Source organism: Ectorhizobium quercum (assembly GCF_026552795.1).
Classification (GTDB): domain Bacteria; phylum Pseudomonadota; class Alphaproteobacteria; order Rhizobiales; family Rhizobiaceae; genus Ectorhizobium; species Ectorhizobium quercum.
Window position 1 is genome coordinate 499,456 of record NZ_JANFPI010000002.1, and the last position, 14,365, is coordinate 513,820.

At 64.6% G+C, this 14,365-nt stretch carries 12 protein-coding genes; 7 read left to right on the forward strand and 5 right to left on the reverse strand.

Annotation, left to right across the window (positions count from 1 at the left end; genetic code table 11):
• The first annotated feature begins 64 nt into the window (after nt 1-64).
• On the forward strand, nt 65-955 hold the full coding sequence (locus NOF55_RS07035; protein WP_306410630.1) for a tetratricopeptide repeat protein: 891 nt from the start codon (nt 65-67) through the stop codon (nt 953-955).
• Nucleotides 956-1,033: 78 nt separating this feature from the next.
• On the opposite strand, the gene NOF55_RS07040 is transcribed toward NOF55_RS07035, so the two are convergent.
• Nucleotides 1,034-3,280, reverse strand: a complete 2,247-nt coding sequence (locus NOF55_RS07040; protein ID WP_306410631.1) for a putative bifunctional diguanylate cyclase/phosphodiesterase — start codon at nt 3,278-3,280, stop codon at nt 1,034-1,036.
• Nucleotides 3,281-3,622: 342 nt separating this feature from the next.
• On the opposite strand from NOF55_RS07040, the gene NOF55_RS07045 reads away from it, so the two are divergent.
• Together NOF55_RS07045 and NOF55_RS07050 are read left to right on the forward strand one after the other, a co-directional pair.
• Entirely contained in the window at nt 3,623-4,177 is a 555-nt protein-coding gene (locus NOF55_RS07045) for a TRAP transporter small permease subunit (RefSeq protein WP_306410632.1), read from the forward strand.
• Nucleotides 4,174-5,907, forward strand: a complete 1,734-nt coding sequence (locus NOF55_RS07050) for a TRAP transporter large permease (RefSeq protein ID WP_306410633.1) — start codon at nt 4,174-4,176, stop codon at nt 5,905-5,907. Before NOF55_RS07045 ends, NOF55_RS07050 begins: the two co-directional genes overlap by 4 nt.
• Before the next feature lie 81 nt (nt 5,908-5,988).
• Here the strand turns inward: NOF55_RS07050 and NOF55_RS07055 are convergent, their stop codons facing one another.
• Nucleotides 5,989-7,095, reverse strand: coding sequence for a TRAP transporter substrate-binding protein (locus NOF55_RS07055; protein ID WP_306410634.1), 1,107 nt, complete (start codon nt 7,093-7,095; stop codon nt 5,989-5,991).
• Nucleotides 7,096-7,352: 257 nt separating this feature from the next.
• On the opposite strand from NOF55_RS07055, the gene NOF55_RS07060 reads away from it, so the two are divergent.
• Nucleotides 7,353-8,111, forward strand: a complete 759-nt coding sequence (locus tag NOF55_RS07060) for a gamma-glutamyl-gamma-aminobutyrate hydrolase family protein (protein ID WP_306410635.1) — start codon at nt 7,353-7,355, stop codon at nt 8,109-8,111.
• Between the two features lie 37 nt (nt 8,112-8,148).
• Here the strand turns inward: NOF55_RS07060 and NOF55_RS07065 are convergent, their stop codons facing one another.
• The 3 genes from NOF55_RS07065 to NOF55_RS07075 all read right to left on the reverse strand — a co-directional run bounded on the left by NOF55_RS07065 (nt 8,149) and on the right by NOF55_RS07075 (nt 10,899).
• On the reverse strand, nt 8,149-9,108 hold the full coding sequence (locus tag NOF55_RS07065) for a 2-hydroxyacid dehydrogenase (protein ID WP_306410636.1): 960 nt from the start codon (nt 9,106-9,108) through the stop codon (nt 8,149-8,151).
• Between the two features lie 39 nt (nt 9,109-9,147).
• On the reverse strand, nt 9,148-10,170 hold the full coding sequence (locus tag NOF55_RS07070; RefSeq protein ID WP_306410637.1) for a LacI family DNA-binding transcriptional regulator: 1,023 nt from the start codon (nt 10,168-10,170) through the stop codon (nt 9,148-9,150).
• A gap of 186 nt (nt 10,171-10,356) precedes the next feature.
• The gene (locus tag NOF55_RS07075) at nt 10,357-10,899 is read right to left on the reverse strand and encodes a MarR family winged helix-turn-helix transcriptional regulator (protein WP_370868938.1); all 543 of its coding nucleotides are present in this window, start codon (nt 10,897-10,899) and stop codon (nt 10,357-10,359) included.
• A gap of 91 nt (nt 10,900-10,990) precedes the next feature.
• On the opposite strand from NOF55_RS07075, the gene NOF55_RS07080 reads away from it, so the two are divergent.
• The 3 genes from NOF55_RS07080 to NOF55_RS07090 all read left to right on the forward strand — a co-directional run bounded on the left by NOF55_RS07080 (nt 10,991) and on the right by NOF55_RS07090 (nt 13,900).
• Nucleotides 10,991-11,761, forward strand: coding sequence for a creatininase family protein (locus NOF55_RS07080; RefSeq protein ID WP_306410638.1), 771 nt, complete (start codon nt 10,991-10,993; stop codon nt 11,759-11,761).
• 79 nt (nt 11,762-11,840) lie between these two features.
• Complete coding sequence (locus NOF55_RS07085) at nt 11,841-12,908, forward strand: CobW family GTP-binding protein (protein ID WP_306410639.1); 1,068 nt, start codon at nt 11,841-11,843, stop codon at nt 12,906-12,908.
• On the forward strand, nt 12,908-13,900 hold the full coding sequence (locus tag NOF55_RS07090) for a WD40 repeat domain-containing protein (protein WP_306410640.1): 993 nt from the start codon (nt 12,908-12,910) through the stop codon (nt 13,898-13,900). The genes NOF55_RS07085 and NOF55_RS07090 overlap by 1 nt, the downstream gene beginning before the upstream one ends.
• Nucleotides 13,901-14,365 lie beyond the last annotated feature (465 nt).

The following is a 14,365-nucleotide window of genomic DNA, read 5'->3' on the forward strand; positions in this document are numbered from 1 at the left end:
CGGCGCAGGCTTCTTCCTTGCGCAAGGCGCTCCCTGCTCTTCAAACGACGTGGAACCGAGCCTGATGACAATGGCTTCCGCCAACCCTGCTTCCGCAACCGACAGCCGGCGCACCGGCAAGGCGCTCCGCCGGGCGAAGGCTTTCCTGACGCCCGCTGCGGCTCTTGCGGCCGCACTCTCGCTCAGCGCCTGCGCCAGCACGCCGGTGCCGACGGATGCGATCAGGCTCGACCGCTCGCAGGGATCGCAGGAAAACATCGCTTCCCTGTCGTCGGTCATCAGCAACAACCCGTCCGATCCGGAAGGCTACAACGTTCGCGGCTCCGCTTACGGCCGGGCCGGCGAATTCCGCAAGGCGCTCGCCGACTTCAATACCGCGCTCCAGCTCAACCCGCGCTTCTATCAGGCCTATGCCAACCGCGCGCTGGTCCACCGCAATATGGGCCGGCAGGCGGAAGCGGCCGCCGACTACAACGCGGCACTCCAGATCAATCCGTCCTACGACGTCGCGCTCATCGGCCGCGGCAACCTGTACCGGCAGGCCGGCCGCGACGTGGAGGCCTTCAACGACTTCAACAGGGCCATCCAGCTCGACACCACGGACGGCCGCGCCTATCACAACCGCGGCCTGATCTACCAGAAGCGCGGCCAGCACTCGGCGGCCATTGAGGACTTCTCCAAGGCGATCTCGCTGTCCTCCAGCTCGCCCGAGCCGTATAACGGCCGCGGCATTTCCTATCTCGCCCTGCGCGACGACGAAAACGCCTTCTCCGATTTCAACACCGCCATACAGCTCGACAACAGCCGGGCCGAATCCTGGGCCAATCAGGGACTGGTCTACGAGCAGCGCGGCGAAAACGCCAATGCGGCCCGGTCCTACCAGCACGCACTGCGCCTCGACCCCAACTATTCGCTGGCCCGCACCGGGCTCGCCCGCGTCAGGCCCGGCGCCTGATCGCCGGCACGGCAGCCTCGAGCGGAAAAGGGCGGCCGCCATCGGGTGTGCCGCTTTTTTGACAGCGTGCGGCCACCATCAGGCCGATGTCAGTGCCAGGATCTGCTCAGACGTCAGCGGGCGAGAGAAAACGAAACCCTGGACGAGATCCGCCGCGCCGTTCTCGACGATCACCGCCAGTTGCTCCTCCGTCTCCACCCCCTCGACGACGACATTCAGGCCGAGCGCCCGCACCAGATTGACCGTGCCCTTCAGAAGCTTGAGACGACGTTCGTCGCTCGTGACGTTGCGCACGAAGGAACGGTCGATCTTCACGACGTCGAGCGGCAGGGTGTCGAGATAGGCCAGGCTGGAAAAGCCGGTGCCGAAATCGTCGACGGCGATGGTGATGCCCATCGCCCTCAGTTCCGACAGAAGCGCCCCGGCGGCCAGCGGCTCGTCCATCAGGCAGCTTTCGGTGACTTCCAGATGAAGCCGCGAGGGCGACAGCCCCGTCGCCGCCAGCGTATCGGCGACCAGTTCGACGATATCGTGGTTGCGCAGGTCATGGGCGGAAAGATTGACGGAAACCGCGATATGCCCGGGCCAGCGCATGCATTCGCGGCAGGCCCGGTCGAGCACGAACCGGGTGATGGTCGAAACGACGCCCATGTCCTCGGCCATGCGGATGAAAACGTCGGGGCTGACGGGGCCGCGCTGTGGATGCGTCCAGCGCACCAGCGCCTCGCAGCACTCGATGCGCGTGCCGTCGGCGCGGTACATCGGCTGGAACATGGTGGTCAGGCCGGCATCCTGAAGGGTCTGGCGCAGATCCGCCTTCAGCTTGCGGCTGGCGATATAGCGCTCGTCCATCTCCCGCGCATAGCCGACGCACAGTCCCCGCGCACGCACCTTGGCCTCCGAAAGCGCGAGATCGGCCTTGACCTGCCACTCCTCGATCTCCGCTTCCCGGTTGGCGAGCAGCACGTAACCGGCGCTGAAAGACAGCGGCATCACCACTTCGCCCACGCTGTAATTGGCCTGAAGGGCCGCGTGAAAGTGCAGGATCCGCGTTTTCAGCGCCCCTTCCTCGCCGTCGCGCCCGAAGAAGAAGACCCCGAACTGGTCGCTGATCATCCGCGCCGAAATGGTTTCGGTATCCACCAGCCCCGAGAAACGCCGGCCGATCTCGTTGAGCAGCTTGTCGCCGAAGGCATGGCCGCGCACATCGTTGACGTTCTTGAGGTCGTCGACGTCGATCAGCATGAAGCCGACCGTCACCCCGGCCGGAAGCCGCTCCAGCACCTGCCGGACCTGCTCGGCGAAGTGATGGCGGTTCGGCAGGCCCGTCAGCGCATCGAACTTCGCCATGTGGAGGATCTTCTCCTCGGCCCGGACACGCGCCGTCACATCCTCGAAGATGATGACGGTGCTGCCGTCTTCCCGCCCGGCGCCGTCGAATTCCAGATAGATCTTGTTGGCAAGCGGGATCTGCGTGCGCTCGAAATCGCCGTCGACGAAAGCCGCGAGGCGGCGGCCGAAACCGGCGGCGGACGCCTCGCAGACGTCCTTCAGCCCCGCCGGCACCAGATCGGCAATCGCCGTGCCCTCGATCTGCCCGCCGCCGAAGAATGCCCGTGCCCGGCGGTTGGCGATCAGCACCCGGCGGTCGGCGTCGAGCATGATGAGCCCGTGCGGCATCGTGTCGAGCGCGGCGTTGAAACGGCCGAGAATCGTCGAAAGCTGCTCTGCGGCTACGATGCTCCGGCCGATGGCGTTGCGAATGCCGCGCGCCATGACGCGCGTCTCGAAGCCCAGCGGCACGAGCAGCAGGCACATGATGATGACGGAGACGTCACCGCTGAACAGGCCCGCCAGAGCCGGCGGCAGGACCAGAAGGGCAACCTGGATGTCGACGCTGGCCGGAGAGCCGTAGCTGCGCCCCGCCACCGTGACCATCAGCGCCATGATGACCGAAATGCAGATGAAGACGGAAAAGCTGTCGATGCCCGCCAGAACGGCATAGCCGGTCCCGCCTCCGATCAGCGCCGCCGTCAGGGTGGAACCGGTGATGTGGATCAGCTCGACCTGTCGCGCCTGCCCGACATCCGTCACGGGCAGCGCCAGACGACCGAGCCAGAGCGTCAGGCCGAGGCGGAGCAGGAGAATGCCTAAGGCGCATGCCACCAGGACCATAAAGATCGGCGACTGCGTTCGGCCCCACACGACGGAAAAACACAGGACGCTGACCACCGCGCCGATCAGTTGCGGCCAACGGTGGCGGTGAAGCGATCCGGTAAGGGAGAGATGAATGTCCTTCCCTTCGATTTTCACGCCCTCGGCCATTCTCAGGGTTCCTATTCAAGCGGCATCATCCGCTTGCCCGCCGCATTTCTACCTTTTCGATTAGTATTACGAAAACGTTTCAGTCGATTTTCCACAAGCTTTCAAGCCGGATTGCAAGACGGCGGCCGGCACAACCGGACGACTGGCCGCCCGCACGGCCGCAATCGCCGCCGGATTCCCGGCGAAACAAGGCTTTTTGACAAAATGCCCCGCCTGTTCGGTTGACTCCGCCGTCCCCTTGGCCCTACAGCGACGGGCGGCCGCGAAGGTGCGTGACAAGCACTGCGGCCACGGCCTGCCGGAATCCGGCCCGGCCGGACATGTGCAGATTCGGGAGGACTGATGCGTTACATTCTCGCCCTTTGCCGCGCGGTCGACCGTGTGACGGAAACGGTCGGCAAGTCGGTCGCGTGGCTGCTGCTGGCTGCCGTGCTGATCAGCGCGTCCAACGCCGTGGTCCGCAAGGCGTTCAACATCTCCTCGAACGCCTGGCTGGAACTCCAGTGGTATCTCTTCGCCACCGTCTTCCTGATGGGCGCCGCCTACGCGCTGCTGCGCAACACGCATGTCCGCATCGATATCCTCTCGTCGAGCTTCCGCAAGCGGACCCGCGACGTGATCGACCTCGTGCTGCACATCCTCTTCCTGCTGCCCTTCGCCGGCCTGATGGTCTATCTCGCCTGGCCGTGGTTCTGGAAGTCCTACGCGCTGGGCGAAGTGTCGTCGAATGCAGGCGGCCTCGTCCTCTGGCCGGCCAAGCTGCTGGTGGTGCTCGGCTTCGGCCTTCTCTTCGTGCAGGCCGTCTCCGAAATCGTCAAGCGCTACGCAATCCTGACCGGGCGGATGGAAGACCCCGCCGTTGCCCAGACAACCGCCGCCGCAGGGACTGAACAATGATCGATTTCATCGCCCACAATCTGGCGCCCATCATGTTCGTTTCGGTGATGGCGCTGCTGCTTCTCGGCTATCCGGTCGCCTTCACGCTGGCCGCCGGCGGCCTCATCTATTTCGTCGTGGGCGTGGAATTCTCCAGCATCTCGCCGGAAATCAGGCTGTTCTGGCCGCTCCTGCAATCCCACCCCGAACGCATATGGGGCATCATGTCGAACGACACGCTGCTCGCCGTGCCGTTCTTCACGCTGATGGGACTGATTCTCGAACGTTCCGGCATGGCCGAGGACCTGCTCGACACGATCGGCCAGCTCTTCGGCCCGATCCGCGGCGGCCTCGCCTATGCGGTCATCCTGGTCGGCGCGGTTCTCGGCGCGACCACCGGCGTCGTCGCCGCCTCGGTCATCGCGATGGGCCTGATCTCCCTGCCGATCATGCTGCGCTACAATTACAAGCCCTCGCTGGCCGCCGGCACCATCGCCGCCTCCGGCACGCTGGCCCAGATCATCCCGCCCTCGCTGGTCCTGATCGTCATGGCCGACCAGATGGGCCGCTCGGTCGGCGACATGTATACCGGCGCGCTCTACCCGGCGCTGCTGATCATCGCCTGCTACGCGCTCTACATCTTCGCGGTCACGATGCTGCGGCCGGACTGGGCGCCCGCCCTGCCCCCCGAAGCCCGCAAGCTGGGCAAGGGCGTCACCTCGCTTCTGGTCATGATACTGGTCGCCGTCGCCCTCTATTACGGCTCGCGGCACACGGTCTTCGCCTCCATCGGCAGCGAGGAATGGCGCACCGTCGCGGCACTGGCGCTTTCGGCCGGCATCGTCTACGTCGCCGCCCTCGTCAACCGGGGCATGGAACGGACGATCATTTCCCGCCTCGCGGAAAAGGTGATCATCGTCCTCATTCCGCCGCTCTCGCTGATCTTCCTCGTGCTGGGCACGATCTTCCTCGGCATCGCCACGCCCACGGAAGGCGGCGCAATGGGCGCGACGGGCGCGATGATCCTCGCCTATGTCAGAAAGCGCCTGGACTTCCCGACGCTGAAGAAGGCGCTGATCGCGACGACCGAGCTTTCCGCCTTCGTGATGATGATCATGATCGGCGCACGCGTCTTCGGCCTCACCTTCTACGGCATCAACGGCAATGTCTGGATCGAGGACCTGCTGACGGCGCTGCCGGGCGGCGAACTCGGCTTCCTGATCGTCGTCACCGTCATCGTCTTCATTCTCGGCTGCTTCCTCGACTATTTCGAGATCGCCTTCATCATCGTGCCGCTGCTCGTTCCCGTCGCCGAGACGCTCGGCATCGACCTGATCTGGTTCGGCATCATCCTGTCGGTCAACCTCCAGACGTCGTTCCTGACGCCGCCATTCGGCTTCTCGCTGTTCTTCCTGCGCTCCGTCGCCCCCGCCGCGCCGTGGCGGGACCCCGTGTCGGGCCGGACGATCCACGGCATCTCGACGGCGGAAATCTACCGCGGCGCCGTGCCCTTCATCATCATCCAGTTCCTGATGGTCATCGTCGTCATCGCCTTCCCCGGTCTCGTGATGCACTACAAGACAGGCCACGTGAGCGGCCAGTCGGTCGACGACATCAGGATCGAGGTTCCCGGCTTCAATCCGCAGCCGGGCGGTTTCGGCGGACTGGGCTCGGCCCCGGCCGAAAACGGCATGCCCGCGCTCGGCCCGCTCGGCGGCGGCCTTTCCGAACCGCCGCGGATCAATCCCTGACAGGCAATTCCTCGCAATAGAAAGGCCCGGCGCCTTGCGGCGCCGGGCCTTCATTCGTTCGGATCGGAACTGTGGAGCGGCTCAGAGCTTGCCGGCGCGCTGCTGAAGCATCATGAACGTGTCGAAGGAATATTCGGCCAGCTGCATCCACAGATAGGATTCGCGCTTCAGGGCCTGCTGGCTCTCGTAGAGCGTCTTGAAGCTGGCGTTGGACGCCATGATGCTGGCATAGAGCTCCTGGGCCGCATTGAAGCTCGCCTCGAGGATTTCTTGGCTGAAGGGGCGCAGAACCGCCCCGTCCGCAACGAGCTGCTTCAGGGCATGGGCGTTGCGCAGGTCGTACTTGGCCAGCATGTTGGTGTTGGCCAGCGCGCAGGCATCGTTGAGAATGCGCTGGTAGCTCTTCGGCAGGTTGTTGAACTTGTCGAGGTTGAAGAAGGCGTGAACGGTCGGGCCGCCTTCCCACCAGGCCGGATAGTAGTAGTACTTCGCGACCTTGTAGAAACCGAGCTTCTGGTCGTCATAGGGGCCGACGAACTCGGTGGCGTCGATGGTGCCCTTCTCGAGCGCCGGATACACGTCGCTGCCGGCGAGCTGCTGCGGAATGACGCCCAGCTTTTCCAGAACCTGGCCGGTGAGGCCGGCAATGCGCATCTTCAGGCCCTTGAGGTCGTCGACGGTGTTGATCTCCTTGCGGAACCAGCCGCCCATCTGGGCACCGGTGTTGCCGGCCGGCAGCGCGTAGACGCCGTGCCCCGCGAAGAACTCGTTCAGCAACTGGTTGCCGCCGCCCTGGTAGAACCAGGAATTCGTCAGGCGGGCGTTGAGGCCGAAGGGAATGGCCGTGCCAAGCGCGAAGGCCGGATCCTTGCCGACATAGTAATAGGAGCAGGTATGCGCCATTTCCACCGTCCCGGTGGCCACGGCGTCCATCGCCTGCAACGGCGGCACGATTTCGCCGGCGGCGAAGACCTGAATGGTGAAATTGCCGTCCGTCGCTTCGGAGACGCTGGTCGCGATTTCCGTCGCCGCATCGAAGATGGCATCGAGCCCCTTGGGGAAGGAAGACGTCAGGCGCCAGTTGACCTTCGGGTTTTCCTGGGCGATGGCGGGCGCGGCAAGCGCGGATGCGGCAACGGCACCGGCCCCGGCTGCCCCTGCCTTCTTGAAGAATGAACGACGATCCATGAAAACCTCCCGGTCGAAATTGTTTGAAACCCCGGCGGTCTTGTGCCCCCGTAGCGTGGCGGGGAACTAACCATTTTGACGGAATGCTTGCAAGCGGAAAGCGAAAGATCGTTCCTTCCGCAAGGCCTTCGGCTTGCCGAAAATTGCCGTGGCCCGACCGAAACGCAATCCCCGTTGACAATTGCCCGAAACCGGCATGAAACGGCGTTCGAGAAACCCGTTCGCCGATAACCGTTTTCACCAGCCGGAGTCCCGCCATGCCCAAACCCGTCGTCGCCGTTCCCGCCGATCTGAAGACGATCGACGGCGTGGCCTGGCATGCGGCGCAGAACCAGTATGTGAAGGCGGCACTGACGGTGGCTGAGGTCATGTCCTTCATCGTCCCCGCCTTCGAGCACGGCAACGACGCCGACGCCATTCTCGACCATGTGGACGGCCTGCTGGTGTCCGGCTCGGCCAGCAACGTGCATCCCTCGCTCTACGGCAGGCAGGCCGTCGAGAAGGACGGTCCCTTCGACCCCGGCCGCGACGCGACCAGCCTGCCCCTCATCCGCCGCGCCATCGAGCGCGGCATTCCGCTGCTGGCCATCTGCCGCGGCCTTCAGGAACTGAACGTGGCACTCGGCGGCTCGCTTCAGGGCGAGATTCAGGAAAACGAGGGAACCTGGGACCATCGCAGCCCCGAAACACCCGACCGCGACGAGGCCTTCGCCATCCGCCAGAGCGTCATCGTGCGGGAGGGAAGCTGCATCGCCAATTATCTCGGCCTTTCCGGCGAGATCCGGGTGAACTCGCTGCACCGGCAGGCCATCGCCGAAACCGCGCCTGGCCTTCAGGTGGAGGCGACCGCGCCGGACGGCACGATCGAGGCGGTATCCGTCATCGGTGCCAGGACCTTCGCCTGCGGCGTGCAGTGGCATCCGGAATACTGGGCGGAAACGGATCACCCCTCCCGCCAGCTTTTCGCCGCCTTCGGCGACGCCGTCCGCGCCTACGCCGCTTCGAAAGCTGGCTGAGCGGAAACTGCGCGCGCGCAGGCGCCGTCGGCCGAACTCAGACGGAAGCCGGCGTTTCCGGCACCGGCGTCAGGGCCTTGCCCTCGGCGAACCAGCGGATGATGTTGTCGGCCACCAGATCGCCCATTGCATTGCGGGTCGGCACCGTGGCGGAGGCGATATGCGGCCACAGAACGGCATTGTCGAGCGCGAGCAGCCCTTCCGGCACCTTCGGCTCGTGAGAGAACACGTCGAGGCCGGCGGCCGAAATCGTCTTCGACCGGAGCGCCGCGATCAGCGCATCGTCATCGACTGACGTTCCGCGCCCCACATTGATGAACACGCCGTCCGAACCGAGCGCCGAAAGCACGTCGGCATTGATGGCCTTACGGGTTTCCGGCGTGCCCGGAACGATGCAGATCAGCGTATCGACGGCCTTCGCCAGGTCCAGAAGCGTCGGATAATAGGCATAGTCCAGCCCCTCGCGCTGGCTGCGGGTGTGATAGGCGATCTTCACCTTGAACGGCTCCAGGCGCCTGGCAATCTCCAGACCGATGCGGCCGAGGCCGTAAAGACCGACCGTGCGGCCCTTCAGCGACATCGGTGAAAGGGGGTTGGGGCCCACCTTCTCCCAGTTGCCCGAGCGCAGCCAGCGCTCGGCGCGGGGAATTTCGTGAATGGTGTTCAAAAGCAGCGCGACGGCGGAATCGGCCACCTCGTCGTTCAGCACGTCGGGCGTATTGGTCACGACGATGCCGCGCTTTGCCGCGGCATCGTAATCCACCCCGTCATACCCGACACCGAAATTGGCGACGATTTCGAGATTGGGAAGGAGGTCGATCCAGTCCGCCCCGAATTTGCCGTAGACGGCCGCCCCCCTGACGCGCGCCGCGTCTTCGGGCGAAATCTGCGGGGATACGCCGGGCTTGACGGGCACGAGATCGAAATGCTCCTCCAGCCGCCGGATGATACGGTCATAAATCGAGTCGTAAACGAGAACCGCGGTTCTTCCCGTCATGATCATTCCTCTGTCTGATTGTCTGTCTTAGGTCAGGATCTAGGTCCGGGGCCTGACCGGCCCGGTGGACTGGCGGATGCGCATCTCCGGCTTGATCAGGTGCAATCCGTCCGGCTCATGGCTGCCGGCCAGTTTATCGAGAAGCGCGCGCGCTGCAAGCCGTCCGACCTCTTCCTGTCCGTTCCAGACCGTCGTCAGGGCGGGCGTGGCGATGGAGGCTTCCTCGAGGTCGTCATATCCCGTGACCGAAATGTCCTGCCCGGCGATCAGGCCGGCCCGGGCGATGCCGTTCATGAAGCCGATCGCCACCAGGTCGTTCCAGCAGACCGCGGCGGTCGGCTTCTGCGGCAGGGACAGGAACTGCATGGCGGCCTCGAAACCGGCCTGTTTCGAGCGCGGCCCCGGAATCCGCAGATCGGGATCGACCTCCATGTTCGCCTTGCGAAGCGCATTGACGTAGCCCTGATAGCGGTCGCGGCCCGTCGAGGTCTGGTCCGTGCCGCCGACCATCGCGATCGTGCGGTGGCCGAGGCTGATCAGGTGGTTCGTCGCCAGCGAGATGCCATAGCTGTCGTCGCCCCGATAGGTCGGCAGCGCGGTGCCCTCCATCGAGCGGGCCACCAGAATGGCCGGCATGTTGTTGTTTTCGGCAAGCGCCACATCCTCCGGCGGCGTGCCGATGGCAGGCGACATGATCACCCCGTCGCCGCCCAGTTGCAGCAGCATCTCGATGAAATTGCGCTGCTTCTCGACGGAATCGTAGTGATTGGACAGGATGAAGGTGTGGGAGCGGCGGTCGAGTTCGCCTTCGATGGCCTTGAGGATTTCCCCGTAGAACGGGTTCATGATGTCGTGGACCACGACGCCGACGATACCGGAGCGGGACGTGCGCAGGCTGGCCGCGCGCCGGTTGTAGATATAGCCCATCGCCCGGGCCTGCTCCTTGATGCGCTCGCGCGTATCCGCGGCCACCAGCGGACTGTCGCGCAGCGCAAGCGAAATGGTCGCCGTCGAAAGCCCGAGGCTTTCGGCAATCGTCGACAGTTTGATTTTCTGAGCCATGCGCAGTCCCCTCCTGCTTCGACCCACCCTTTTCGTCCCCGGGGCGGCCGATTTCAATTAAATTAAAGAATTTAATTTTGGCGCGCAATGCCTGCCTGAAGCTCCGCACTCATCGGGATGGGTGTTGTGACAGCCGGGACGGGATCGGATGGATAGCAAACCATGCCCCTCAGGGCCTGACCGACCCTAGCCGGGGGAGCCTTCGCCCTTCCCCGTCGGCTCTGGCGCCTGCCCGGCGGAATTGAGATTGGCGTCGACCGTCTTCAGAAGCCGGATCAGCGTCTTCACCTCCTTGCCGGAAAGGCCGGCGACCGCCGCCCGGTCGCAATGGACGACCGACGCCGAGATGGCCTCCACCGCGCTGCGGCCCATATCGGTCAGGTAGACCTTGCTGAGACGGCCGTCCTTCGCATCCTCGCCGCGCATCAGAAAGCCCTGCGCCTCCATGCGCCCGATCGTGCGCGTCACGGTCGGCGGCTTGACGCCCAGCGCCTGGGCGAGCTGTCCGGTCGTCAGCCCGTCCTGCTCGTGAAGCGCGAGAATCACGCCGTCCTGACCGGCATAGAGCCCTGTACGGGTGAGCGCGCGCGAAAGCAGCGTCCTCAGCGAGCGCGAGGCCTGAACGAGACTGTTGGCGAGCGCGCCCGGCTCGGCCAGCGCCTCCTCCTTCTTGCGCAGGGATTTCTCCTTCTTGCGCAGCGCCTTTTCCTGCTTGTCCTTCTTGCTCACGCACCTCTCCCGCTTTCAAACGAAGCGCTGCGCCGTTATACCGGCCTGTAGCCTGAAGACTACCGGAAAACCATGCGGGAAACGTTAACCCATGACCGCCAGCCCGAACGAAACCACCATCGCCGTCCTGCCGCTCGGCGCGCACGAGCAGCACGGCCCGCACCTGCCCTTCGAAACGGATGCGATCATCGCCGCCGGCATCGCGGCGCGGGCGAAGGCCGCCCTGCCCGCGCACCTGTCGGTGGATTTCCTGCCGGTCGAGAGCGTCGGCTATTCCGTCGAGCATATGGACGTCGAAGGCACGAAGACACTCTCCTATGCCGAAGCCGTCGAAAAATGGCTGGGCATCGCAGGATTCCTCGCCCGGCGCGGCACGCGCAGGTTCGTGATGCTGAACGCGCATGGCGGCAATTCGCCGCTGATGACCATCGTGGCCACCGAGGCCCGCCTGCGCTTCGGCATGCTGGCGGTGGCGACGAGCTGGACCCGCTACGGCCTGCCGGACGGCGTGATCTCCCCCGAGGAAAAGGCGATCGGCATCCACGCTGGCGAGATCGAGACCTCCGTGATGCTGGCGCTCGCCCCGGACAGGGTACGGATGGACAGGGCGAAGGATTTCCCTTCCAGACAGACGGAATTCTGCCGCTGCTTCACCCATCTGCGCGCCTACGGCCCGCACGCCTTCGGCTGGAAGATGACGGATCTGAACCCCGAAGGCGCCGCCGGCAACGCCGCCGCCGCGACCGCCGAGAAGGGCGAGGCGCTGATTGCCCATTCGGTCCGTGGCTTCATCGCGCTCCTCGACGACGTCCATCGTTTCGACCTTTCGCTCCTCTCCGGCAGGGCCGCCGATTCCCTTTGAAACGGGCGCGGTCAGCGCCTATATGGGGTTCAGTCTTTTTCCCGCCGCCCGGCGCCACCTTCATTTTCCGAGGTTTCCCATGACCGAAGCGCAAGCTGCCAAGCCCATTCCCGTCACCGTTCTCACCGGCTATCTCGGCGCCGGCAAGACGACGTTGCTCAACCGCATCCTGACCGAGAATCACGGCAGGAAATATGCGGTCATCGTCAATGAGTTCGGGGAAATTGGCATCGACAACGACCTGATCGTCGAGTCGGACGAGGAAATCTACGAAATGAACAACGGCTGTGTCTGCTGCACCGTGCGCGGCGACCTGATCCGCGTCGTGGAAGGGCTGATGCGCCGCCCGGGCCGCTTCGACGGCATCATCGTCGAGACGACCGGCCTCGCCGATCCGGTTCCGGTCGCCCAGACCTTCTTCATGGACGACGACGTGCGCGCGAAAAGCCAGCTCGATGCCGTCGTCGCCCTCGTCGACGCCAAGCACCTGCCGCTGCGCCTGAAGGACAGCCGCGAGGCCGAGGACCAGATCGCCTTCGCCGATGTCGTCATCATCAACAAGACCGACCTCGTGACCCCGGAAGAGGCCGACCGGATCGAGGAGATCGTCCGCGCCGTCAACCCCTCCGCCCGCGTCTACCGGGCAGAACGCTCGGGCGTTCCGCTGGAAAAGGTGCTGGACCAGGGTGCCTTCGATCTCGAGCGGGCGCTGGAAAACGATCCGCATTTCCTCGATCACGTCCACCCGGACCATGTGTGCGGGCCGGATTGCGACCATGATCACGATCACCATCATCACGACCATGATCACCACCATCACCACGACCATGCATCCCCGATCCATGACGTGACGGTGCGCTCCGTCTCGCTGCGCGGCGGCGAGCTGAACCCGGACAAGTTTTTCCCGTGGATCCAGAACGTCACGCAGGTTCAGGGCCCGAACATCCTGCGCCTCAAGGGCATCATCGCCTTCAGGGGCGACGAGGAGCGCTATGTCGTGCAGGGCGTCCACATGATCATCGAGGGCAACCACCAGCGCCCGTGGAAGGATGGCGAGAAGCACGAAAGCCGCCTCGTCTTCATCGGCCGCGATCTCGATCCGGCCCAGCTCGAAGCCGCCTTCAAGGCCTGCGAGGCCGCCGCCTGATGCCGACGGTCGCGCCCTACGACATCGAAGGCCATGTCGTCACCACAGCCTTCCTCGGCAATACCGCATTCTTCGCCGCCGCCAGCGGCGAGATCCACCGGCTGGACGGAGGCGCCAAGGTCACGGAGGCCCATCACGGCCTGCTGACCTGCGTGCGCGATCCCTTCAGCCCCAGCCTTCTGACCGGCGGCGAGGACGGCCGCGTTCTGCGCATCTCCGCGACCGGAGACGTCACGGAACTGGCGAACGTACCGCGCAAATGGATTTCCAACGTCGCCGGCGGTCCGCAGGGCGCGATGGGTTACGCCATCGGCCGCTCCAGCTTCGTGCGCCTCGCCGACGGCACGGTGAAGGAATTCACCGAAAGCCGCACGGTCGAGGCCATCGCCTTCGCGCCGAAGGGCCTGCGGCTTGCCGCCGCCCGCTATAACGGCGTCTCCCTGCATTGGGCAGGCATGGCCGCCGAGCCGATGGACCTCGAATGGAAGGGCGCCCACACCGCCGTCACCTTCTCGCCGGACGGCCGCTTCGTCGTCACCGCCATGCAGGAAAACGCCCTGCACGGCTGGAAGCTCGACGGCGTGAAGAACAGCGACGAAGCCCGCCACATGCGCATGACCGGCTATCCGGCCAAGGTAAAGTCGCTGTCGTGGTCCCCGAAGGGCAAATGGCTCGCCTCCTCCGGCGCGCCGGCGGCCATCGTCTGGCCCTTTTCTGGCAAGGACGGCCCGATGGGCAAGGCCCCGCTGGAACTCGGCACCCGCGCCGACATCATGGTCACCCAGGTCGCGTTCCACAATACGGACGAGATTCTCGCCATCGGCTTCATCGACGGCATGATCCTCGGCGTCCGCATCTCCGACGGCAAGGAAGCCCTGCTGCGCCGCCCCGGCAAGGGAGCGATCACCTCGCTCGGCTGGAGTGCCAGCGGCCGCCTCCTCGCCTTCGCCTCGGAAGCCGGCGATTGCGGCGTGGTGGATATCGCAGGGTAAGGTGGTCTGGTCGGGTCAGAAACGTCGGCCGGTGAAGAGAGGTCTTCTCGCGCTGAGACTGCTTTCGGTGGAAAAGCGATCATCCCGATATCGAACTGCTGGCGGCGGCTTGGCGCCAACGCCGGGCATTGCCGACTGTATCCTCCTCTCCAAACTACAGCCTGGAACCCAGCTCAAAAAGCTGGTGGAATTCCGCTGCAATGATTGAGGCGTCCACCAAATTTCCGTAATTTGGCTATTTCAAGCCTATGGTTGCTCTAATCTCTTCGTGAAAAGTCCAACAAGGAGCCAGACATCAACAGGGTTCAGCCGCCGACCTGAACAACATCAAACATTGACGCAGCCGTCGATCCCTATCCCCTTGAAAGACTGAAAGAATGCATTTCAAGAACTTGGTATCTCCACTCGCCTTGCCCGTATTAATCACCGCCTTCTCGACCCCGCTCTTTGCGGAAGACCTTCTCC

Coding starts and splice junctions, on each gene's coding strand:
- NOF55_RS07035 (WP_306410630.1), top strand. CDS start 65: ATGACAATGGCTTCCGCCAACCCTGCTTCCGCAACCGACAGCCGGCGC.
- NOF55_RS07040 (WP_306410631.1), bottom strand. CDS start 3,280: ATGGCCGAGGGCGTGAAAATCGAAGGGAAGGACATTCATCTCTCCCTT.
- NOF55_RS07045 (WP_306410632.1), top strand. CDS start 3,623: ATGCGTTACATTCTCGCCCTTTGCCGCGCGGTCGACCGTGTGACGGAA.
- NOF55_RS07050 (WP_306410633.1), top strand. CDS start 4,174: ATGATCGATTTCATCGCCCACAATCTGGCGCCCATCATGTTCGTTTCG.
- NOF55_RS07055 (WP_306410634.1), bottom strand. CDS start 7,095: ATGGATCGTCGTTCATTCTTCAAGAAGGCAGGGGCAGCCGGGGCCGGT.
- NOF55_RS07060 (WP_306410635.1), top strand. CDS start 7,353: ATGCCCAAACCCGTCGTCGCCGTTCCCGCCGATCTGAAGACGATCGAC.
- NOF55_RS07065 (WP_306410636.1), bottom strand. CDS start 9,108: ATGACGGGAAGAACCGCGGTTCTCGTTTACGACTCGATTTATGACCGT.
- NOF55_RS07070 (WP_306410637.1), bottom strand. CDS start 10,170: ATGGCTCAGAAAATCAAACTGTCGACGATTGCCGAAAGCCTCGGGCTT.
- NOF55_RS07080 (WP_306410638.1), top strand. CDS start 10,991: ATGACCGCCAGCCCGAACGAAACCACCATCGCCGTCCTGCCGCTCGGC.
- NOF55_RS07085 (WP_306410639.1), top strand. CDS start 11,841: ATGACCGAAGCGCAAGCTGCCAAGCCCATTCCCGTCACCGTTCTCACC.
- NOF55_RS07090 (WP_306410640.1), top strand. CDS start 12,908: ATGCCGACGGTCGCGCCCTACGACATCGAAGGCCATGTCGTCACCACA.